A 21,552-nucleotide genomic window follows, 5' to 3' on the forward strand; every position below is an offset into this window, starting at 1 on the left:
GGATCACCGTCATCGCCGGCACCGATGCGAACGAGACTCCGTTCGTTCCGGTCCCCACGGCCCCTCGCTGCACGACGAGATCGACTTCCTCATCGCCGCCGGGATGACGACTGCCGAGGCACTCCTTGCGGCCACGACCTCGGCCGCCGAGGCGCTCGAGCTGAGTGATCGCGGGCGGATCGCCGCGGGTGCCCGAGCCGACTTCGTCCTCGTCGACGGTGACCCGAATGCCGATATCTCGGTCCTGCGCACCCCCGCCGAGGTGTGGGTGGCGGGGACTTCGATGCACCGTCTCTGAGGTCGATCGCTGCTTACCCTCGACAGCGCAGCTTTTCATCGACGAATTCGCGATGCACGCGGAGTGGCAGAAAGACTCCTTGCAGCGCCACGACGAATCCATGCGCCGGGTGTGGAGAGGCATTGTGCGCCTCTCCCGCCGCCTCGCCTGACTGCCCCAGCTGCTCACCGAAACGCCTGCTCACCGGTGATGTGACGGCCCAGGATGAGAGTGTGGACCTCATCCGTGCCTTCGTAGGTGCGCACCGATTCGAGGTTGTTCGCGTGCCGCAGCGGTGAGTACTCGAGCGTGATGCCGTTGCCGCCGAGCATGGCACGGGCCTCCCTGCAGATAGTGATGGCCTCGCGGCAGTTGTTGAGTTTGCCGACCGAGATCTGGATCGGGTCGAGCGTGCCTGCATCTTTGAGGCGACCGGTCTGCACGGCCACGAGGATACCCTTCTGGATCTCGAGGACCATGTTCACCAGCTTCTGCTGGGTGATCTGATAGCCGGAGAGCGGTTTGTCGAACTGCATCCTCTCCTGCGCATACTTCAGAGCCACCTCGTAGGAGTCTCTGGCGGCGCCCATCGCGCCCCACATGATTCCGTAGCGTGCCTCGTTGAGGCAGGAGAACGGCCCCTTGAGTCCACGCACATCGGGCAGGACCGCCTCGGCGGGCAGTTGGACATCGACGATGTCGATATCGCACTGGATGGAGGCGCGCATCGACAGCTTCTGTTCGATCGGGGTCGCGGTGAATCCCATGGTGTCGGTGGGGACGAGGAACCCGCGGATGCCTTCGTCGGTCGCGGCCCAGATGACGGCGATATCGGCGATGGAGGCCAAGCCGATCCAGCGCTTGGCTCCATTGAGGGTCCACGAACCGTCGTCATTGCGTGTTGCCGTGGTCGCCATCGATCCCGGGTCGGATCCGGCGGTGGGCTCGGTCAGGCCGAAGCAGCCGATGATCTCGCCCTTGGCCATCCCCGGCAGGTACCGGTTCTTCTGCGCTTCGGAGCCGAATTTGTGGATCGCGGACATCGCCAGCGACCCCTGCACGGAGACGAAGGTCCGTAGTCCCGAGTCGCCAGCTTCGAGTTCCAGTGCGGCGAGGCCGTATTCGACCGCGGAGCGTCCCGGGCAGCCGTAGCCGTGCAGGTGCATGCCCAGTAGCCCGAGGTCGCCCATCTCGGCCACGATCTCGCGGGGGAAGACCGCGTTTTCGTACCAGTCGGCGATGTTCGGGCGGATCCGTGCATCGACGAATCCACGAACCTTATCGCGGAGTTCGATCTCGGTCTCACTGAAGAGGCCGACGAGGTTGAGAAGGTCGGAATTGTCGAGGTCGGCGGCGTCCTGCGTGGTGGCGGTCGTAGTCATTTCAGGCTCCTGTGGTGGCTGGGTGCGGGTGGTCGGCGGCGCCGAGGATATCGTCCGTATCGGCTCCGAGCTCTGGTGGCGCGGAGCGCACGGGTGGGCGGAGTCCGTTGAAGTTGACGGGGAATGCCACCTGCCGCATTGGTCCGGCGGTGGGATGGTCGACCGTCTGGACCATCCCGAGGGCTTCGGTCTGCGGATCGGCATAGACCTCGTCGAGGTGTTTGATCGGTGCAGCGGGGATACCGGCGGCGGAGAACAGTGCGCACCAGTGGTCGACGGTTTTTGTCCGCAGGGTTCTCGAGAGTTCCTCATTGACGTACTCGCGGTTGATCACGCGTCCCCGGTTCGTTGCGAATCGCTCGTCCTCGCCGAGGCCTGGTCGGCCGATGGCGGTGCACAGCTGCTGCCACAGAGAGTCGTTGCCGATGGCGATGACGAAGTAGTCATCGGCGGCCGGGTAGGCCTGGTAGGGCACGAGGTTGGGGTGCCCGGAGCCAAGCGCGTGCGGGCGTTTCCCGTCGGCGAAGTAGTTCGTCGCCCAGTTCACGTGCAGAGCGAGCTGACCTTCGTAGAGCGAGGTCGTCAAGTACTGACCTTTCCCGGTTCGGCTGCGCTCGAAGAGTGCGGAGACGATACCGATAATTCCGAACAGCCCTGCACCCAGGTCACCCATGGCGAATCCGGCCTTCATCGGCGGTCCCCCTGCCTCACCGGTCAGGGACATGAGACCACCGCGAGCCTGGGCGACCATGTCATAACCCGGTTCATCGCGCATCGGCCCGTGATCGCCGTAGGCAGAGATGTGGAGGATGACGAGGTGCGGGAACTTCGCTGCCAGTTCCTTATAGTCGAAGATCGTCTGCAGTGAGCTACCGGGCCGGAAGTTCTCGACGAGGACGTCGGCGTCTGCCAACAGTTTGTGGACCTGCGCCTGTCCACGATCGGACTTGAGGTCGATCGTCACGGACTTCTTGCTGTGGTTCGCGGCATGGAAGTACGTGGCATCGGGGCCGACCATGGGTGGGCCCCAGGCACGGGTCGGGTCTCCCCCATCGGGGTGTTCGACCTTGATGACCTCGGCGCCGAGGTCGGCCAGCGACATCGTGGCATAGGGTCCGGCAAGGATCTTCGACAGGTCGATGACGCGCACGCCGGCGAGCGGCCCTTCGAAGGTCCCACCTGTTGCGGTGCTCGTATCGGGTGCGGATTCGGTTTCTGTGGTTCTCACGACTTGCTCCGGTGTTCTGTGGCTTCAGGCCACGGGTGCGGGTGTGGGGACGACCTCGGCGAAGACAGCGTCGCGGGCCACCATCCGCCCATCGACGATGTCCTCGAAATGGGTGAGTGTGTCGACCACGGCATTCTCATCGGCAGTGACGTTGCTGCCGATGAAGGTCCTGGCCACGAGCAGCTTGCGGAAGTTGTCGTCACGGGTGACTTCGGCACCGGCCTGTTCGAGCAGAAGGGTGGCCATAATCAGTTGAGCCAGATCGTCGGCATAACCGCCGACGAGAGCCTCGGCAGCATAAGACTCGGCACCCAGGATGACGTCGCCACGGTCGACGATCGCCGTCCACCTGGTCAGAAGCTCACGGATCTCAGGGCCCGCCTCGGCGAGGGTGATGGTGTTCAGCTTCTGCGTCATCGTCTCGGCCAGGAGCTGGTGCGTGTTCTGTTTGCGCATGCAGCGCAGTACGTCGAGGGCGATGACGTTGCTCGAGCCCTCCCAGATCGAGCCGAGGTGGGAGTCGCGGACGAGGCGGGCGTCGGGGAATTCCTCGATGTAGCCGCGACCGCCGCGGACCTCCATCGCCTCGCCAGTGACGAAGCGAGCGCGTTTGCAGATGTAGTGCTTGGCCAGCGGGGTGAGCACGCGGATCTGCGCGGAAGCGGAAGCATCGCCTGCATCGGCTTTCTGGAGTATGTCACCGGCATAGAAGACGAGTCCGAGGGCGGCCTCGGCTTCGGCCTGCAGCGGCAGCAGGGTCATGCGCATCAGGGGTGCTTCGATGAGGGCTTTGCCGAAGACGACGCGTTTGCGGGCGTGGGCGAGCGCCTCGTTGACCGATCGGCGCATGAGGGCGGTGGCGCGCATCGCGTTGGACAGGCGGGAGGTGTTGACCATCTCCGCCATCTGCCGGAATCCGCGCTCGAGCGCTCCGACCTGGACGGCATAGGCACCGTCGAGGGTGACCTCGCCGCTGGGCATCGACCGGGTACCGAGCTTGTCCTTGAGCCGGTCGATGACATAGGAGTTCTTCGACCCGTCCGGGCGGTGCTTAGGCAGCATGAACAGTCCGACGCCACGTGTGGTGTCGTCACCACCGGGGAATCTGGCGAGGGTGAGGATGATGTCGGCGTCCGGGTTCGAGGCGAACCATTTGCGCCCGGACAGGGCCCAGTTCTCGCCGTCGCGTTCGGCCACCGTCTCGGTCTGGGCGATGTCGGTGCCCGCATGGATCTCGGTCATGAACATCGCTCCGGTGAACCGACGGTTCGGATCGGTCGAGATCAACCGTTCGATCGCCTCGGCGATTTCCTCCCCTTCGCCGAACTTCCGCAGGGTCCTCGCGGCGGCGTCGGTCATCGAAACCGGGCAGGCCAGACCGAACTCGGCTTGGACGAAGACGTAGGAGAGGATGTACTTCACCAGGTGAGGCGGCACGTCGTCCCAACCGTGGAGGCCGCGGTGAGAAAGTGCCGAGAGGCCGTATTCCTCGTAGGCCGCCTTCTGCAGTTCCTGGTAGCTGTGGTGGTAGTCGATGGAGTCGACGCGATCGCCTTCGCGATTGAACTGCTCGAGTGTCGGCGGGTTCTTGTCGGCGATGTCGGCCAGTGGGGCGAGGCGCTGTGCGGCGTCGGCGCCAAGTGCGGTGAGCACCGGGGCGATCAGCTCCTGATCGCTCGTGCCGAGGTAGGACTCAATGAGGGGCTGCAGGGCGGGATCGAGGTCGACGTAGTTCATGGTTCCTTCTCTGATCATCAGTGGTTGCTGCTCTGAGCGGTCAAATCAGTGTCGATCAATGATTCGCTGTGGATGCTGTGGTGACGGAATCCGTGGGAGTCGCCGGGGTGGTTCCTGTCTTTGCAAGATGCCCGGTTTCTCCTTCGCGGTTGATCCACGACTTTCCGCGCAACAGGAGAGACATACACACGATGGAGATGAGGACGTACCCCAGGCCGAGGCAGACCACGACCCAGATCGATCCGGTTGCGCTGAGAAGAGCCTGGCTGAGGAAGGGCGCAGTGCCAGCAAACAGAGCCGTCGAAACTTGATAGGCCACAGAGATCCCGGTGTAGCGGATGGTGGTGGGGAACAGCTGCGCGAGCACGCCGGCCAGAGCTGCGTAGTACATCGCGTGTGGCGCGGTCGCCAGCACCATGCCAAACATCGCCAACCAGAAATTCCCGGTCTGGATGAGGAGGAACATCGCCGGCAGCAGAACCAGCTCGGGCAACAGCATGATGAGGATCGCCTTCTTAGCATCGACTTTCGACGCGAGAATGGCTCCGAAGGGCTGGATGATCACCTGAGCAATGAGGGCAACGGTGATGACTTGAAGGAACTCGGTGCGACCGAAATCCAGCTCAGTCGTCGCCCAGGACAAAGCAAACGTGGTTTTGACGTAGGTGATGGCCACGCCTGCAACAACGGCACCGATCGCCAAGGCAACAACTTTCCAGTGGTCGTGCAGCAGCTCGACGATCGGGGTGCGTTTCTGGGGCGCCTTCTCGGTCGCAGCAATCATCTCAGGAGATTCGGTGATCTTAAGCCGAATGTAGAGACCAACGAGGATGAGGATCGCCGAGGCCAGGAAGGGAATTCGCCAGCCCCAAGCACCGAAGTTCTCGGCACTCATATATGTCAGACCAAGGAAGGAGACGGTAGCCAACAGATTGCCGACTGGCGATCCCTGCTGCGCAAAGGCACCGTAGATGATCTTCTTACCCGGCGGAGCAAACTCGGTCGCGATGAGGACCGCACCTCCCCATTCGCCTCCCATGGCAACCCCCTGGATGATACGAAGGAGGACCAGGAGAATCGGAGCCATGAAGCCGATCTGCTCGTAGGTGGGCAGGAGGCCGACACCGACCGTGGCCATTCCCATCAGCAGGAGTGTCGTGATGACGGTGTTCTTCCGACCGAATTTGTCGCCGAAGTGACCGAAGATGACGCCACCGAGCGGCCGGGCGATGAAGCCGACGGCGAACGTGGCGAAGGCGGCGAGTGTGCCCATCGCTGGGCTGACTTCCGGGAAGAAGAGCTTGCCCAGCACCAGCGCCGAGGCGGTGCCATAGATGTAGAAGTCGAACCATTCGATGGTGGTGCCGACGAAGGCAGCGGTGCCGGCGCGGCGACCCTGTTTGGGATCGACTGAAGGTGCGGGTGTTGCGTCCGTGTCGGGGATCGGCGCTGATCCAAGGTTGCTCATGTCTTCTCTCTCGTTGCTGGAGTTGGTGGCTCTATCTGTGCCAGTCATCACTGTTGCACTTGTATTACTCAGAGTCCAAGACGTAATCTCTAGGTTATTATTTGGAATTATTTATTAATCGAGTTTCAGCATCGGGCGATGGAAGCTTCACCGCCCCCCAGAGGAAGGCTTATGGGATGGAGTTGCGGCATTTCTCGGCCTTCCTCGCCGTGGCACAGGAGCTGCACTTCGGACGAGCGGCGGAGACCCTGCACATCGCCCAGCCAGCGCTGAGTCAGATGATCCGCTCGCTTGAGAAAGACCTCGACGTGCAGCTGTTCGAACGGACCACCCGCCGGGTGCGACTGACCTCCTCAGGTGAGGCGCTGCTCGAACCAGCTCGCGCAATCCAGGCTCAAGTCGAGGGTGCGCGTCGAATCGCTCGGGCTGCGAAGGAGGGCGTGGTCGGCCGAGTGCGGATCGGGTTCGGCGGCACGAGCGGCTATTCGATCCTGTCCCTGCTCGCCCGAGAGGTCGCGCACCGCCAGCCCGGCATCAGTCTGGAGATGCACCCGCAGACCTACTCCGGGGAATCGGCGCTGGCCGTTCGCGACGGCACGATGGATATGGGGATCATCTCCCCGCCAGCACCTGCAGGCATCGCCGTCCACGTCATCCGGCAGGAGCGGGTCATGGTCGCGGTCCCCGCCGGCCACGAGCTCGCCGACGCAGACAGCGTGTCCATGGCCGACCTGCGGGAGCAGCCGTTCATCACCTATGCGCCTTCGCACGGTTCGCAGGTGCGGGAGGCGATGATGCGCTTGGCCGATCAGGCCGGCTATCTTCCGCGCATCGCGCAGGAGGCACCGGACCCCTACAGTCTGCTCGCGCTTGTGGGCGCCCAGGTCGGAATCGCGATTGTCGTCGAGTCCTCGAATCACATCCGCATCGACGGCGTCACCTATGTTCGCCTCGCCGAGGGTGGGGATGCGTTCACATTGGCGCTCGGTTGGCGCCGCAACAATCCCTCGAAGGCCCTGGCCAGGGTGGTCGAGATCGTGCAGGAGATCCTGCCTGAGGCGAGTGAGGGCTGATTTGCCCCGACGTCACTAAAACTCCCCGGCGCCACGCGAAAACAGTGACGTCGAGGAGTATTAGGGAAACGGGCCAGCTGCGGACTCGCGGGAGCCGCGCCGGCGGAGCAGGTGTTACCAGCTGATCACGTGGGGAACGCTGACGTGCTTGAGGCCCTCGAGACCGAACTCGAGCCCGAAGCCGGACTTCTTCACGCCGCCGAAGGGGATGCGCGGATCCACTGCGCCGTGCTTGTTGATCCACGTCGACCCGGCCTGGAGACGAGCTGCGACCTTCTTGCATTCCTCGAGGTCGCTGCCCCAGACCGAAGAGCCGAGGCCCACCTCGAGCTCATTGGCCCAGCCGATGGCCTGCTCCAAGTCGGTGTACTTGATGATCGGCAGAACGGGTCCGAACTGCTCCTCAGCGACCAGGGGATTGTCGTTGTCGATGTCGGCGACGAGTGTGGTCGGGTAGAAGTATCCCGGCTGGTCTGCGGCAGGGTCTCCGCCGGTGAGGACTCGGGCGCCGGAGTCCTTGGCGGCTTGGACGAGCTTGGCGACGATGTCGTACTGCTGTTTGTTCTGCAGCGGTCCGAGCACGTTCTCCTCCTCCAGGCCCACGCCCATCGGTGACTGCTTGGCCACCTCGACGAGGGCTTCGCAGACCTGGTCGTAGAGGGATTCGGGCACGTAGAGGCGCTTCATCGCCGCACAGGTCTGACCCGTGTTAATGAACGCACCCCAGAACAGGTCGCCGGCAATGGCGGCAGGATCAGCGTTCTCGAGCACGATGCCTGCGTCGTTGCCGCCCAACTCCAAGGTCAGACGGGCCAAAGTATCGGCGGCCGAGCGCATGATGGCCTGACCGGTCTTCGTCGACCCCGTGAACATAATCTTGTCGATGTCTTCATGGGAGGTCAGTGCCGCACCGACCTCGCCGCTGCCGGGAACGACGGTGAGCACATCGGCGGGCAGAACCTCATTGATGACTGCGACGAGCGCCTGCACGGACAAAGGCGTGTACTCGGAGGGCTTGAGGACGACGGTGTTGCCCATCTTCAGCGAAGGCGCGAACTGCCACACGGAGATCATCATCGGCCAGTTCCAGGGACCGACGGCACCGACGACGCCGACAGGTGCGTAGTGAAGCTCGGCGTGGGTCTCCTCATCGTCGACGAGGACCTCGGGCTCCAGCTCGAAGGCAGCATTGGCCCGCAACCAGACGGCGCAGGCCCCGACCTCGAAGCGGGCGTTGGGCCCGTTGAGCGGCTTGCCCTGCTCGCGGGAGAGCAGCTCGGCCAGCGCCTCGGCGGAGGCTTCGACAGCGTCGGCGGCTTTGTTCAGCAGCTCGCTGCGCTCCTCCGATGACCGCGACGCCCAGTCGGACTGGACCTTGCGGGCGGCAGCGACGGCCGTGTCGATGTCGGCTGTGCTGCCCTCACGGGTGCGGCCGACGACCTCGCCGGTGGCGGGGTCGAGCAGTTCGCGTCCGTTCGGGTCTTCGATGGTCGACAGCAGTCCTGCGAACGTGGTGAGGTCGGTGCTCATGATTCTCCTTTTCTCGGGGTGGAATGAGTGTTGCGGGGATGGCTTCAGCCCAGGCTTCCACCTGTGCCGATGCCTGCATAGAGCTGTGGGCGACTCGACCTCAGGACAAAGGCCCAGATGGTGCCGAGGACGCCGGGTACGAGCACGATGGCCGGCAGCAGCCAGGAGAGCACCGAGGTGCCTTCGAGGCCGATGAGGACGTTGAAGTTGATGACGATGGAGACGAAGAGGACGACGAGGCCGATGGCTGAAAGTCCCGGTGCGATGACGCGCGTCCACAGCGTGTACTCGTTTGAGTGAGCGCGCAGGAATCCGATCACGGCCAGCGCCGTCAGCGCCATGAGGAGGACGAGCCCGAAGGCGCCCATGTTCGTCAGCCAGGTGAACAGGGTGACGACGGGAAAGAGCGGATCCTCGCTGCCGGCGCCGACGATCGCGAAGACGAGGATGACGATGAGCGCAAGTCCTGACTGGGCCAGGGATCCGGCAACGGGTGCACCCGAGCGGCGGGAGGTTCTGGCGAGGAACGTCGGCAGCACCCGGTCGCGGCCGAGCGCGAAGAAGTAGCGGGCGACGATGTTGTGGAAGGCCACGAGGGCGGCCAGAAGTGAGGTGAGGAAGAGCAGGTTGGACAGGTCGACGAACCACACCGGAGCGTGTTCGCCGAGGAAGACGAACATGAGATCGGGACCGAACTCCTGGGACCGTCCGACAACGCTCGAGGGGCCCTCGGCCACGGTCATCGCCCAGGCGGAGAAGGCGTAGAAGACGGCGATGATGCTCACCGCGATGATCGTCGCTCGCCCTGCCGTGCGCTTGGGATCCTTGACCTCCTCGTTGTAGATCGCGCCCGACTCGAAGCCCATGAATGCGGCGATCGAGAACGCCAGTGCGGCGCCGACTCCGGGTGCGAAGAGCTGATCGGGCAGCATTCCGTCGGCGGTGATGCCTTCCGGGCTGTGACTGAGACCAATGATGTCGAAGACGATGACGACGAGGAATTCGGTGCCGACGATGATGCCGAGGACCTTCGCGGAGAAGTCGACGCGGCTGATGCCCATGAGTCCGACGATCACCCACGCGATGAGCGCACAGATCCACCAGGCCATCTGCAGGCCGAACAGCGAATCGAGGAAGGAGGAGAAGACGAAGCCGAACATTCCGGCGATGCCGATCTGCATCGAGTTGTAGGCGACCAGCGCGGTCAGTGCCGCACCCATGCCAACCGGCTTGCCCAGTCCTTTGGAGATATAGGCGAAGAAGGCGCCCGCATTGTGCACGTGCCGGCTCATCGCCGCATAACCGATGGCGAAGAGGATGAGGACGACGCCGAGGACGATGAATGACAGTGGGATGCCGAGCAGACCGGTGACCGCGAAGTTGCTGGGGACACCGCCGGCGACCACGGTCAGCGGCGCCGAGGCGGCGATGATCATGAAGACGAGTGCGAGGGTGCCGATGCGGCGGGAGTTCAACCCCGCACCGGCTGCCTGCAATGGTGCGGCTGCTGATTCCAATGGTGCGCCCGCCCGCTGCGTGGCGCCCGCCTGCTGTGCTGCGCCCGCGGTTCGCGATTGTGGGCTGTCGGGTTCGCGTTTCACGTCCATGTGATCCACCTCAGAGTTTGAATGTAGCTCCAGGCTCTCTCACTGAGGACTGAGGTGTCTTGGCTCTGCGAGCAGGACTCTTGACGATCGGCGCAGTCAGCTCAGCGAACCCCGACGGAATGCGGCAGGAGGCGATCCCACGACGCTGCGGAAGAGCCTCGAGAAATGCGCTGGGTCGCTCAAACCCCACCGGGCTCCGATCGCGGCGACCGGCACGTGAGCCTGAAGCGGATCAGCGAGGTCGTGGCGGCAGGCCGCGATTCGGCGGCGACGGATCTCACCGGACACCGATTCTCCACTGCCTTCGAAGACCTGGTGCAGCGCGCGTACCGACATGAAATGTGCGGCAGCGATCGTTGTGGGCGTGAGCTGCGGGTCGGCGAGGTTCGCGTCGATGTAGGCGGTGATCTCCGACCAGAGTCGCCGCCCTTCCCCCAGCGCTTCATCGGTCTCGGCAAGTTCATCGGCCATGACGGTGGTGAGCAGGTCGACGACATTGCCTGCCAACCTGATTCCGATGGACTTGCTCAGCGTGGGCAGCATGGCTCCGGCCTGGGTGATGATCTGGGTGGCAACGGCACCCAGCTGATGATCGGCACCGATCGAGGTGGCCGTGAGCTGGCCGACGGTGTCGGTGGGCAGGTTGACCCGTGACTGCGGGAACATCATCACATAGGACGAGAAATCACAGTCGAAACTCAGCGTATAGGGACGCGAGGTGTCATAGATCGCCAAGGATCCGGGTGCCAGGGACACTTCGCGGCCGTCCTGGATGAGCATCCCGTGTCCCTTGAGCTGGAGCGAGACCTTGTAGTAGTTCGTTGAGGCATCCGCCCTGGCCCCGGCCGCACTGCTGAGCGAATCGGCGGAGATGAGTTCGGACGTGCGCAACACGGCATGAGGGTTGGCGCTGATATGGGACATGACGACGGAGTCGTAATCGCGGGCACTGATCGCTCCCCGGAAACCGCCGCGGCGCTGGGGTTCGGTGTCCAGCGGCACGAACGAGTCCGAGACGAGGGCCTGCCACCCGTCGAAGTCTGAGGCTGTGCTCTCCAGTAACATCTTCGTCCTTCTCAGAAACAACCGGTCGTCGACGTCAGCATCGCCCAACCGCTTGGCGCTCACTCTATCCCCAACTGCGCAGGGAGTCACGAGTCCATCAGGATTTACCGACCAATTGGTCATTTTCGCCCGATCGCTCGGCCGACATTCGGCCGATCACATAGTCGAGCTGCGTGCGGAAGCCTGCGAAGTCGAACGAGTCGCCACCGATGATTGCGGTGGTCTGGGCACCAAGCAGATATGTCAGGAGAACATCGGCGGCAGGCTCAAGCACCACCTCGGCGGCCAATTCTCCATCGACGTCGGCCTGGCGAAGCCAGCCGAGGATCCAGGTCCGCCACAGCGCCATGGTCTCCCGGGTGGTCCGGGCATGTTCGGGGCTCTGGGCCACCTCGGCGAGGAACGACAGCACGACGCGAGCCTCATCGTGGAGCTCGGGGGTGACAGGGAGGACCTCGTCGGCGAAGGCCCGCAGTGCGGCGATGCCGCGTACGTGCACGGTGGAGAGTTCGACGCGGCGGTTGGTGGCCTCGTAGACGAACAGGTAGGTGGCGGCCAGCAGATCCGACTTGGAGGCGAAGTAGGACTTGATCGCGCCGTTGGCGAATCCGGCTTCGGTGGCGATATCGCGCATCGTCGCTCCGGCCAGCCCCTGGCGAAGAATGATGCGCAGGGTCGCCTCGACGAGCTCGCGCCGACGCTGATCGTGATCGACGATCTTGGGCATACATCCTCCGGTCCCGCTCTTGACTTTATTTTCTACAAGCGTAGGTTATTAAGTGAACAAACACACACACCGATGACGTTGCAAAGGTGCACCCATGTCTTGCCATTCCGCTCCTGCCGATCCTTCCACACCGACCGCACTCACGCCGTTCTCGCTGCCCACGGAGGCAGAGATCGCGACCGTGACTTCGGTCCTTCGCGAGGCCGGGCACTTCCCCGCCGAGGCTCGTCTGAGCTACGTCGGCCTGCTCGATCCCGTCCGCGGCCAGACTCAGTCCGCCGCCGAGGCCGATCGCCGTTTCCGTGCCCTCATCCTGAACAAGACCGCAGGTACGGCTCACGACATCATCGTGTCCGCGACCCATTCGAGAGTTGATTCCCTCGCCGAGGTGGACTCCACCACCGAGGGCGAGTTCCCCGTCATGGAAGAGGAGTTCGAGCTCGTCGAGGAAGTCCTCGCCGCCGATCCGAAATGGCAGGAGATCCTGACTCGGCGGGGTCTGCCCGTTGCCGAGGTTCGGGTCGCACCGCTGTCGGCCGGGGTCTTCGAATACCCGGAGGAGTCGGGCAGGCGCATCCTGCGCGGACTGGCCTTCCACCAACAGCACGAGAGTGATTCCGCGTGGGCGCGCCCCATCGACGGACTCGTCGCCTATGTCGACGTGACGAACAAGACCGTTGACCAGATCCTCGACCTCGAGGACGTCCCGGTGCCCACCGAGCACGGAAACTACACGGACCCGGAGCTGACAGGTCCGGTGCGCACCACACAGAAGCCGATCGAGATCACCCAGCCCGAAGGCCCGAGCTTCACCCTGACCGAGGGCAATCACATCGAGTGGGAGAAGTGGTCCTTCGATGTCGGCTTCGACATGCGCGAGGGTCTCATCCTGCACAACATCGCCTTCACCGACGGCGAGCGCACTCGCACGATCCTCGACCGAGCCGCAATCGCAGAGATGGTCGTCCCCTACGGCGACCCCTCACCTGTGCGGTCCTGGCAGAACTACTTCGACACGGGCGAATACCTCGTCGGGCAGTGGGCGAACTCATTGGAACTGGGGTGTGACTGCCTCGGCGACATCACGTATCTCTCCCCGTGGGTGGCGAACAACCTCGGCGAACCTCGGCAGATCAAAAACGGCGTCTGTATGCACGAGGAGGACGCGTCGATCCTGGCCAAGCACTATGACCTGTGGTCGGACGTGGCCTACACCAGGCGCAATCGCCGGTTCGTCGTCTCCTTCTTCACCACCGTGGGCAACTACGACTACGGCTTCTACTGGTATCTCTACCTTGACGGCACGATCGAGTTCGAGGCCAAGGCCACCGGCGTCGTCTTCACCTCGGCACTGCCGAATGGATCAACGGACTTCGCTTCCGAAATCGCACCCGGCTTAGGTGCCCCGTTCCACCAGCACCTCTTCGGGGCACGACTCGACTTCGCCCTCGACGGCGGCAAATGCCGGGTCGAGGAGGAGGACGTGGTGCGTCTGCCGACCTCGGAGACGAATCCGCGTGGCAATGCCTTCAGCCGCAAGCGCACCGTCCTCGGCACGGAACTGGCTGCCCAGCGCGACGCGGATCAGTCGAAAGCTCGGACCTGGGTGGTGTCGAACCCGGAATCGGTCAACCGCCTCGGCGAACCTGTCGGCTACAAACTCCACCCGACGGGACTGCCGACTCTGCTGGCGGCCGAGGATTCGTCGATCCACCGCCGGGCGACATTCGCGTCGAAGGCGCTGTGGGTCTCGCAGTATCACGAGGACGAGCGCTATCCGACCGGTGATTTCCCCAACCAACACCCCGGGCATGCGGGACTGCCGGCGTGGACCGCCGCCGATCGAAACGTCGACGGTGAGGACATCGTGCTGTGGCACAGCTTCGGCCTCACGCACTTCCCACGGGTCGAGGACTGGCCGATCATGCCCGTGGACACGGTCGGGTTCAAACTGCGGCCAGAAGGATTCTTCGACCGCTCCCCTGTCCTCGACGTCCCCGCCCCGGCATCCGGCGGGCACTGCGGCGAGTCCGCCGGCGACTGCTGCGAGGGGTGAGGCGTGAAGGATTTTATCGTCACCAATGGGCGCATCTGCACGAGCGATCCTGAGCAGCCATTCGTCGAGGCCTTCTCCGTCGTCGCTGGGAAGATTCGTACGGTCGGAGCGCTTGACGAGGTGCGTTCGTCCGTCACCGCCGTCGCCGAGGTGGTCGACCTCGAAGGTCGGTTCGCCATGCCCGGCCTGGTCGACGTCCATGCCCACCTCGGGCTCGGAGGGCGCCAGCTTGCGTTCGAACTGCAGGTGCTGCCCAGCGACGGCGTCGCTGAGATCGCGGCGAAGGTCCGCGAGTGGCAGTCTGAGCTGAAGGCTGGCCAGTGGGTGGTCGGCGGAATCGTCGGCTCGACCGTGATGGACGATCTCACCCATCACGACCTGCACACCCTCGACGAGGCGGCCGATGGTCATCCCGTGCTCCTGCGCGATGACACGATGCACAACCGGTGGGTGAACTCTGCCGCGTTCGAAATCCTCGGCATCAGTGAGGAATCCCCCGACCTGGAGGGCGGAACGTTCGTCCGGGACGGCGAGGGCAGGCTCAACGGCGTTCTCACCGAGCTGGCCTGCAGCCCGGCGGAGGCTGCCGTCTTGGATGCGATCGACAACGTGGCGGACTTCCATACAAAGGCCATCGGCACAGCCGTGCAGACGCTCAATTCCTACGGGGTGACTGCCGTCCAGGAATCCGCGACGATGGACTACGCCCTGCGGACGCTGCGGGACCTCGACGAGGCAAGCGATCTGACAGCGCACGTTGTGGCGTCGATGCCGGCCCAGCCATTCCTCGAGGAGGGCATCACCGGTGAAGAGCTGTACCGGGTCGGAGATGAGAACCACTCGGACCATCTGCATCCGACCTTCGCAAAATATGTGCTCGACGGTGTGCCGATGACGCGAACCGCGGCATTGGTCAATCCGTATCAGTGCCATCATCCCGACGATGATCCGAACTTCACCGGCGAGCCGCTGTGGGATCGGGACGAACTCATCGCATCACTGCTCGCGCTGGCCGATCACGGCCTCAATGCGAAGCTGCATGCCACCGGCGATGGAGCCGTGCGGATGATCCTCGACGCCGTGGAGATGGTTCGCAAGGAGCGAGGGTGGGACACCAGATTCCACATCGCCCATGTCGAGTACGTCCACGATGATGATCTCCCTCGTTTCGCGCAGCTTCAGGTGGTCCCCGACGCGTCTCCTTATCTGTGGTTTCCTTCTGTGATGCAGGAGTCGATGGCCAAACAGGTTCCTGTCGAGACGTTCGAACGGTCCTGGCCGTTGCGTCGACTCATCGAATCCGGGGCGCTGGTCTCCTGCGGTTCCGATTGGCCCTGCGCCGCGCCCACCCCGGACCCATGGACCGGGCTGGCCACGCTGATCACGAGGGCGAATCCGGCCCCTGAAGTTCCTGGTCAGCTCAACGCCGGCGAAGCACTCACAGTCGAGCAGGCGGTCGCTGCATTCACGCGCAACCCTGCCCAGGCCATGGGCCTGGGTGAGAAGACGGGAATGCTGCGACCCGGACTATCGGCCGATTTCATCGTCCTCGACCGGGACCTGTTCGCCGCCGAACCAGCACACTTGCATGAGACCACGGTTGTGAAGACATACTTCGAAGGAAATCTGGTCTATGAAGCGTGATCGTCAGTCGGCGCGAAAGGCGGTTGACGTTCAGAGCTGGCGGAAGAAGTCATCCGTCGTGGCGTTGGGGTGCTTCGCCAGGGGCGTGACCTTGACGTTCATGTAGGCAAACATCGGGAAACCCTGGAAGGTTGCGTGCAGGAAGTCGAGGTCGTCGACCTCGTACATCGAGATGTTGGAGTATTCGCCCACGATACGCCAGATGCCCTTCATGATTCCGCGCTCCTGGAGGTCAGCCGAATAGGCCTTCTCCTTGACCTGGAAATCGGCTTTGGTCTCGTCGGTCATCGATTCGGGAAATACGACGTCCATGCGTGCAACGAACAGCATTGCGCCTCCTGTGTTGGTTGATCTGGTGATTTGATGGCCACTATAGGGCTTTGACCGCCGAGGCAGTGTGGCTGTCCGCTCCCCAAAACCAGAAGAATCACTCATGTGCGCATTGACCCTGCGCGCACGAGAGGTGACTCGTCTTGCTTGTGCGCGCAGAGTTCCCACCCACCCCTATCGGGCAGTGAACCAGGTCACTAGTCTGACGTCATGAACGCCACCGACGATAACCGCACAGTCAGTCAGCCGGGCTCGATCACCGAGCACAGCGAAAACTTCCCCACCGAGCACTTCGACTATGTGATCGTCGGCGCGGGATCCTCCGGCTGCGTGATCGCGCGCAGACTCATCGACGCTGGCAAAAAGGTCTGCCTCATCGAGGCCGGCGGGGACGAGACGAACCCGAACATCGATCACCTCAACACCCTCGGTCTGCTCTGGCATTCGGCTCAGGATTGGGACTACTATTCGACCCCGCAGCCGGACGCGATGAATCGCAAGATCCACCTGCCGCGAGGCAAGGTCCTCGGCGGTTCCAACGCCCTCAACGCCGTGATCTGGGTCCACGGCGACGCCTGGGACTACGAGCAGTGGGTCGAATCAGGCTGCCCCGGCTGGTCCTGGGACGAGGTACTGCCCGTCTTCAAAGCCATCGAGACCTACGACGGTGAGATCACTGACGAACGCGGCACCGACGGCCCGATGGACGTGCGCATCGGTTACGAACGCAACCCCATCCAGGAGGACATGGTCGCAGCAGGTGAGCAGACTGGCCTGGACTACAACCCGGATTACAACTCCGGCAGCGTCGAAGGCATCTCCCGGATCCAACTCAATGTCCGCGACGGCAAACGATTGAACACCTGGCGTGCCTACCTCAAGCCCCACCTCGGCGACGGAAATCTCACGATTCTGACCTCGACACATGCTCGTCGGCTCCTCACCGAGGACAAGACCGTCACCGGTCTTGAGGTGGACTTCCGCGGTCGGGTGGGAAAGGTCACCGCCGACGAAGTCATCCTCACCACGGGTGCGCTGGCCTCACCGGAACTGCTCCTGCGTTCGGGCATCGGACCCGCCGAGGAGCTGCGCGAGGTCGAAGTCGATCCCATCCACGACCTGCCGGGGGTGGGCAAGAACCTCCAGGATCACTGGCTCTCCCCCGTCATCTTCACCACCGGATCCGAGCCGGTACCGATGGGTGAGGTGGCGCCGGCCGAGGTGCATCTGTTCTGGAAGTCGAAGCCTAACCTTCCGGTGCCCGACACGCAGCCCCTGTTCTTCTCCGTACCGATGTACGCTCAAGATTCTGCCCCCAACGTGCAATCGGGGCCGGACAACGCCTTCACCCTCCAGGGCGGACTCGTCCGCCCCGAGTCCCGTGGCGAGGTCACGCTGAGCGGCCCGAATCCGCAGGATCCGACGCTGGTCAACCCGAAAGTCTTGTCCGTACAGGCCGATGTCGACGCTCTCGTGGCCTCGGTGAAGCAGTGCCGGGCGATCGGTCGTGCCGATGCTCTGGCCTCGTGGCAGCCCACGGAGATCTTCCCCGGCGCCGAGGTGGCAGATGAGGATCTCGAGGACTATGTCCGGGGATCTGTGGTGACCTATCACCACCAGGTCGGCACCTGCCGGATGGGACAGGACGATACTGCCGTCGTCGACCCGCAGTCGTTCAAGGTCCACGGGCTAGAGGGACTGCGCATCGCCGACGCCTCGATCATGCCGCAGATACCCACGGGCAATACGAATGCCCCGACGATCATGATCGCCGAACGCGCGGCAGCTGTCCTCGTCGGCTCCACGGTCGAGGGGATCACCGCTCCGGGGCAGTAACGCCAGCTCGCCACTGAGGCGCCTGCTGGTAGTCTTCGATCTCGTCGGCCGGACTGCGAACGAGAGGGGTGTGTCAGTGACCGAGGACACCGATTCACCTGCTGCCGCCCAGGACTTGCTGGTCACCATCGGGGCCGGGCTGCTTGCGGGTGGGATCTCCTCCGTCGACGTCGAGGACGCCCTGACCGGTCTCGCCCGCACCATGGGCATCAGAAAACTCCGCGTCGCCGCTCTTCCCCGCGGCCTGTTCCTCACCTCCGGGTCCGGGGACTCGACGAAGTTCGAACGCATCGGCCCGGACCTGCGCTTCGATCAGACCGCGAAGCTGCTCGACATCGTCGACGCCTTGCGGGCCCGGCGACTCACGGTCGAAACCGCCAAGTCGATGATCGAATCCGAGGTCTACGCTGCACCGCGGCGTTGGCCCGGTTGGCTCTCCCGCCTCGGCGCCGTGCCCATCGGCATCGGACTGTGCCTGCTGCTCGAACCCGGTCTGGTCAATCTGGCCTTCGCAGCCTTCGGCTCACTCATCGTCGCCGGTATCCTCGCAGTCATCGGCCGCTGGCCCAATCTCAGTCCGCTGCTGCCGGTGAGTTCCGCGTTCATCGTCTCCGCCATCATGCTCATCGGCTACCGACTCGATTGGCTCGAGAGTCCTCTGCGCACGATCGTCGCCACTCTCGCACTGCTGCTTCCGGGCAGCGCCGTGGTCACCGGGCTGACGGAGATCTCTGCCGGGGCACTTTCGGCCGGCAGCTCACGGCTCGTCTCCGCCACGGTGCAGCTGGCGATGTTCATCGCCGGAGTCGCCGGTGCGGCCGCGATCACCGGCACCGGACCCCAGGCGCTGCAGAACACTCAGCTGGCCGATTCGACCTGGCAGCTCTCCGCCCTCGGCGTCCTCTCCGCCACCATCGGGCTGATGATCTACCTCTACACCCCGCTCGAACATACGGTGCCGATCGTTCTCACGATCGCGGCGGCTGCGCTGGCGCAGCTGGGCATCGGAGCCGAATTCGGTGCCGCCGTGGGTGGGCTTGCCGGGGCGCTGACCGCCTCACTGGTGGCCGTCATCCTCTCTCGCCTGCCGCGCGGACCGATCTGGCGAATCAGCTACGTCCCCGCATTCCTCATCGTCGCACCCGGCTCGTTCGGCCTGCTCAACGCCTCCCAGCTCGAATTCGGAGACGGCGGCGGTGTTGCGGGCAGCCTACTCGCGGCCGGCGCAACCTTCTTCTCGATCGCCATCGGCACCGTCATCGGTGCCGCGGTCGCCCACACCGTCGAACCCAAGGACGAGATCGTCGCCTGAATCACCGAGGTCTGTGAGCCAAGAGGATCACTGCACCGGGTCGGTGAACGAAGCCTGGTACTCTTGACGCGCGGCGGCGCGAGCCTGCAGCTGGTTGGGCACCATCGCCCCGAAGAGTCGGTCGCGGACCGCCAGCGGCAGCAGGTTGGCCACCTTGACTGCCGGGCCGATGAAGCCGGGGACTGTGACCTCGAACCGGGGCCGGGCAGCGGCCTTGACCACACTGCGGGCCACCTCGGCGGACGTGAGCAGTTTCGCCGCACCGCTCGACGTTCCTGCCGCCAGCGCCGTGTCGACGACTCCGGGCATGATCGCCGTGACCACAACGCCAGTGCCGCGCATCTCCGCGCGGACGGCCTTGAGGTAGCCGAGCACACCGTGCTTCGTGGCAGCATAGGTCGCCTCCCCCGGTGTGGGCAGGATGGACCCCGCCGAGGCCACGGTGATGAGGTGGCCGCCACCGCGGGCGACCATGGCCGGGGCCGCGGCCTTGATCCCATTGATCACGCCGAGCAGGTTGACATCGATCTGCGCCCGGGCCGCGGAGTGCGGTTCCTGCGCGAAGGGACCGACCCACATCAGGCCCGCATTGCTGACGAAGATGTCGATGGAGCCGAGCTCATGGGCCACCTCGGTGAGGAACGCGTTCAGGCAATCGCGGTCCGTGACGTCGAGCCGGTAGGCCTTTGCGCCCAGTTCTGCGGCAGTCTTCTGGGCGGCGTCGAGGTCGATGTCGCCGATGGCTACCTGCGCCCCGGCAGCCGTGAACTCGGCCGCGATCTCCCGGCCGATGCCATGGGCCCCGCCGGTGATGGCCACGACCTGTCCGGTCAAAGTCCGCTTGTCACTCATGCCGCCACCTTTCCCCTGCGAGGGTCGCGCTGCCGCCCCGTTCGCATCTCGCGCTCCAGCTCCAGCAGATAGTGGTCGAAGTCGACCTGCATCGTGTGCCGGGGCGAATCATAGAACTGCCGCTTGTTCCGACGATCGTCCTCATGCATCCGCCGGGTCATCTCCGCCCGATTCGGCAGCTCGTACTCCCCGGTGAGCACCTTGACGGCCATCCTGCTCTGCGCCTCGGCCAGCGGCATCACGGCACCGACCGGCTGGAGCAGGCCGATGAAGAACAGACCCGGCTGGTCAGGATGGATCATGCGCTTGAACAGCGGCAGGTCGTTGCCCTCGGCAGAGATCAGATCCGAATCGAAGAACGGAAAATTCACCCGATAGCCCGTCGCCCAGACGATGAGATCGGCCGGAGCCTGGCTCCCATCGGTGAACACCACTCGATCTCCATCGAGTCGTTCGATCCCCGGTCGGGTCGTGATCGCACCGGCGCCGAGGCGGTCCCTGATCGCGTCCGACTGCACCGGATGCGATTGGCCTGGCTTGTGCCCTGGTGTGGGTAGACCGTATCTGCGCAGACCCCCGGAGAGCAGCGCGGCGAGACGGAGTCGGATACCCGTCGCCCACCACGGCGCCCAGCCTGGCAGGGCGATCTGGTCGGCGGCCATTCCGAAGAGGGTCTTCTTCATCACCCATTGGCCGCGGCGAATGGAGAGGTTGACCCTGCGCGCCCGGTGAGAGCCCTCGACCGCAATATCCATTGCGGAGTTGCCGGCGCCGACGACCACGACGTCGCGACCCTCGAGCTGGTCCCCGCTGCGGTAGTCGTGGGCGTGGATCTGCTCGCCGTCGAAGTGTCCCGGGTAGCCGGGGTCGGGCCAGCGCGCGTCCCAATGGTGGCCGTTGGCGACCATCACCGCATCGTAATGGCGAGTCTCCGTCACTGCTGACTCACTGCTGCCAGCAGGAGTATGTTCGGAGGCGGCCGTGGAGCGGATGTCGACGTCCCAACCGCCTCTCTCACCTCGGCGGACCTGGGTCACTTCGGTGTTGAAGGTGATCGTGTGGTCGAAGCCGAAGTGATCGACGTAGTCGCGGAAGTAGGCATAGACCTGATCGTGGCTGGCGTAGTGCGGGTAGTCCGCCGGCATCGGGAAGTCGGAGAAGGCCATGCGCGGGCAGGAGGTGTTGATCTGCAGGGTCTCGTAGCAGGCGCTGACGCCGTTCGGGTTGTCGAAGAGCCAGTTACCGCCGAATTCGCTGCCTTTCTCGAAGCAGTCGAATGGGACGCCCGCGGTGTAGAGGGCCTTGGCCGCCGCGATTCCCGAGGCGCCGGCTCCGATCACGCAGACCTGCGGCAGTGCAGGGTCGGCGGGGATCTCGGTGGTCACTTTCGGAGCTTGATGCTTCTGTCTGACATTGTAAGGCATGTCA

General features: G+C 64.1%; 17 protein-coding genes. 6 read left to right on the plus strand and 11 right to left on the minus strand.

The window, feature by feature from the left end:
• Positions 1–67 precede the first annotated feature (67 nt).
• Positions 68–298, plus strand: coding sequence for an amidohydrolase family protein (locus BLT92_RS20800; protein WP_269457390.1), 231 nt, complete (start codon positions 68–70; stop codon positions 296–298).
• Between the two features lie 164 nt (positions 299–462).
• On the opposite strand, the gene BLT92_RS05545 is transcribed toward BLT92_RS20800, so the two are convergent.
• Genes BLT92_RS05545 through BLT92_RS05560 form a run of 4 tightly spaced genes read right to left on the minus strand, consistent with a single transcriptional unit; the run spans position 463 to position 6,092 of the window.
• Complete coding sequence (locus BLT92_RS05545) at positions 463–1,659, minus strand: acyl-CoA dehydrogenase family protein (RefSeq protein ID WP_092103890.1); 1,197 nt, start codon at positions 1,657–1,659, stop codon at positions 463–465.
• 1 nt (position 1,660) lies between these two features.
• Positions 1,661–2,887, minus strand: coding sequence for a CaiB/BaiF CoA transferase family protein (locus BLT92_RS05550; protein ID WP_197679672.1), 1,227 nt, complete (start codon positions 2,885–2,887; stop codon positions 1,661–1,663).
• Positions 2,888–2,911: 24 nt separating this feature from the next.
• Entirely contained in the window at positions 2,912–4,624 is a 1,713-nt protein-coding gene (locus tag BLT92_RS05555) for an acyl-CoA dehydrogenase family protein (protein WP_092103892.1), read from the minus strand.
• Positions 4,625–4,679: 55 nt separating this feature from the next.
• A complete protein-coding gene (locus BLT92_RS05560) occupies positions 4,680–6,092 on the minus strand; it encodes an MFS transporter (RefSeq protein ID WP_092103894.1) in 1,413 nt (470 codons plus the stop codon).
• Between the two features lie 176 nt (positions 6,093–6,268).
• On the opposite strand from BLT92_RS05560, the gene BLT92_RS05565 reads away from it, so the two are divergent.
• Positions 6,269–7,165, plus strand: coding sequence for a LysR family transcriptional regulator (locus BLT92_RS05565; RefSeq protein WP_092103896.1), 897 nt, complete (start codon positions 6,269–6,271; stop codon positions 7,163–7,165).
• Positions 7,166–7,279: 114 nt separating this feature from the next.
• Here the strand turns inward: BLT92_RS05565 and BLT92_RS05570 are convergent, their stop codons facing one another.
• From BLT92_RS05570 to BLT92_RS05585, 4 genes are all read right to left on the minus strand, one after another.
• Positions 7,280–8,695, minus strand: coding sequence for an aldehyde dehydrogenase family protein (locus BLT92_RS05570; protein WP_092103898.1), 1,416 nt, complete (start codon positions 8,693–8,695; stop codon positions 7,280–7,282).
• A gap of 44 nt (positions 8,696–8,739) precedes the next feature.
• Positions 8,740–10,302, minus strand: a complete 1,563-nt coding sequence (locus BLT92_RS05575; protein ID WP_269457383.1) for an APC family permease — start codon at positions 10,300–10,302, stop codon at positions 8,740–8,742.
• A 96-nt stretch (positions 10,303–10,398) separates the two neighbouring features.
• Positions 10,399–11,367, minus strand: coding sequence for an AraC-like ligand-binding domain-containing protein (locus BLT92_RS05580; protein WP_092103900.1), 969 nt, complete (start codon positions 11,365–11,367; stop codon positions 10,399–10,401).
• Positions 11,368–11,464: 97 nt separating this feature from the next.
• The gene (locus BLT92_RS05585; RefSeq protein WP_092103902.1) at positions 11,465–12,094 is read right to left on the minus strand and encodes a TetR/AcrR family transcriptional regulator; all 630 of its coding nucleotides are present in this window, start codon (positions 12,092–12,094) and stop codon (positions 11,465–11,467) included.
• A 94-nt stretch (positions 12,095–12,188) separates the two neighbouring features.
• On the opposite strand from BLT92_RS05585, the gene BLT92_RS05590 reads away from it, so the two are divergent.
• Positions 12,189–14,150, plus strand: a complete 1,962-nt coding sequence (locus BLT92_RS05590) for a primary-amine oxidase (RefSeq protein WP_092103903.1) — start codon at positions 12,189–12,191, stop codon at positions 14,148–14,150.
• 3 nt (positions 14,151–14,153) lie between these two features.
• A complete protein-coding gene (locus BLT92_RS05595; protein ID WP_092103905.1) occupies positions 14,154–15,794 on the plus strand; it encodes an amidohydrolase in 1,641 nt (546 codons plus the stop codon).
• A gap of 30 nt (positions 15,795–15,824) precedes the next feature.
• Here BLT92_RS05595 and BLT92_RS05600 read toward each other — a convergent pair whose 3' ends face one another.
• Positions 15,825–16,124: a muconolactone Delta-isomerase family protein gene (locus tag BLT92_RS05600; RefSeq protein ID WP_092103907.1), complete on the minus strand. Its 300-nt coding sequence runs from the start codon at positions 16,122–16,124 to the stop codon at positions 15,825–15,827.
• Between the two features lie 210 nt (positions 16,125–16,334).
• Between BLT92_RS05600 and BLT92_RS05605 the strand changes: the two genes are divergently transcribed.
• Positions 16,335–17,960 (plus strand): GMC family oxidoreductase, encoded by a 1,626-nt coding sequence (locus BLT92_RS05605; protein WP_231939041.1) that lies wholly within the window; start codon positions 16,335–16,337, stop codon positions 17,958–17,960.
• 76 nt (positions 17,961–18,036) lie between these two features.
• Complete coding sequence (locus tag BLT92_RS05610) at positions 18,037–19,272, plus strand: threonine/serine exporter family protein (protein WP_157691345.1); 1,236 nt, start codon at positions 18,037–18,039, stop codon at positions 19,270–19,272.
• A gap of 27 nt (positions 19,273–19,299) precedes the next feature.
• On the opposite strand, the gene BLT92_RS05615 is transcribed toward BLT92_RS05610, so the two are convergent.
• Together BLT92_RS05615 and BLT92_RS05620 are read right to left on the minus strand one after the other, a co-directional pair.
• Positions 19,300–20,124 (minus strand): SDR family oxidoreductase, encoded by an 825-nt coding sequence (locus tag BLT92_RS05615; RefSeq protein WP_092103911.1) that lies wholly within the window; start codon positions 20,122–20,124, stop codon positions 19,300–19,302.
• Complete coding sequence (locus BLT92_RS05620) at positions 20,121–21,509, minus strand: flavin-containing monooxygenase (RefSeq protein ID WP_231939042.1); 1,389 nt, start codon at positions 21,507–21,509, stop codon at positions 20,121–20,123. The genes BLT92_RS05615 and BLT92_RS05620 overlap by 4 nt, the downstream gene beginning before the upstream one ends.
• Positions 21,510–21,552: the final 43 nt, after the last annotated feature.

The sequence above is a fragment of the Brevibacterium picturae genome (assembly GCF_900105045.1).
GTDB classification, from domain to species: Bacteria; Actinomycetota; Actinomycetes; order Actinomycetales; family Brevibacteriaceae; genus Brevibacterium; species Brevibacterium picturae.

Excerpts from the sequence above, each read along its gene's own strand:
- BLT92_RS05560 (WP_092103894.1), bottom strand. The coding sequence starts at position 6,092 with ATGAGCAACCTTGGATCAGCGCCGATCCCCGACACGGACGCAACACCC.
- BLT92_RS05605 (WP_231939041.1), top strand. The coding sequence starts at position 16,335 with ATGAACGCCACCGACGATAACCGCACAGTCAGTCAGCCGGGCTCGATC.
- BLT92_RS05575 (WP_269457383.1), bottom strand. The coding sequence starts at position 10,302 with ATGGACGTGAAACGCGAACCCGACAGCCCACAATCGCGAACCGCGGGC.
- BLT92_RS05545 (WP_092103890.1), bottom strand. The coding sequence starts at position 1,659 with ATGACTACGACCGCCACCACGCAGGACGCCGCCGACCTCGACAATTCC.
- BLT92_RS05585 (WP_092103902.1), bottom strand. The coding sequence starts at position 12,094 with ATGCCCAAGATCGTCGATCACGATCAGCGTCGGCGCGAGCTCGTCGAG.
- BLT92_RS05565 (WP_092103896.1), top strand. The coding sequence starts at position 6,269 with ATGGAGTTGCGGCATTTCTCGGCCTTCCTCGCCGTGGCACAGGAGCTG.
- BLT92_RS05555 (WP_092103892.1), bottom strand. The coding sequence starts at position 4,624 with ATGAACTACGTCGACCTCGATCCCGCCCTGCAGCCCCTCATTGAGTCC.
- BLT92_RS05590 (WP_092103903.1), top strand. The coding sequence starts at position 12,189 with ATGTCTTGCCATTCCGCTCCTGCCGATCCTTCCACACCGACCGCACTC.
- BLT92_RS05570 (WP_092103898.1), bottom strand. The coding sequence starts at position 8,695 with ATGAGCACCGACCTCACCACGTTCGCAGGACTGCTGTCGACCATCGAA.
- BLT92_RS05600 (WP_092103907.1), bottom strand. The coding sequence starts at position 16,124 with ATGCTGTTCGTTGCACGCATGGACGTCGTATTTCCCGAATCGATGACC.
- BLT92_RS05580 (WP_092103900.1), bottom strand. The coding sequence starts at position 11,367 with ATGTTACTGGAGAGCACAGCCTCAGACTTCGACGGGTGGCAGGCCCTC.
- BLT92_RS05615 (WP_092103911.1), bottom strand. The coding sequence starts at position 20,124 with ATGAGTGACAAGCGGACTTTGACCGGACAGGTCGTGGCCATCACCGGC.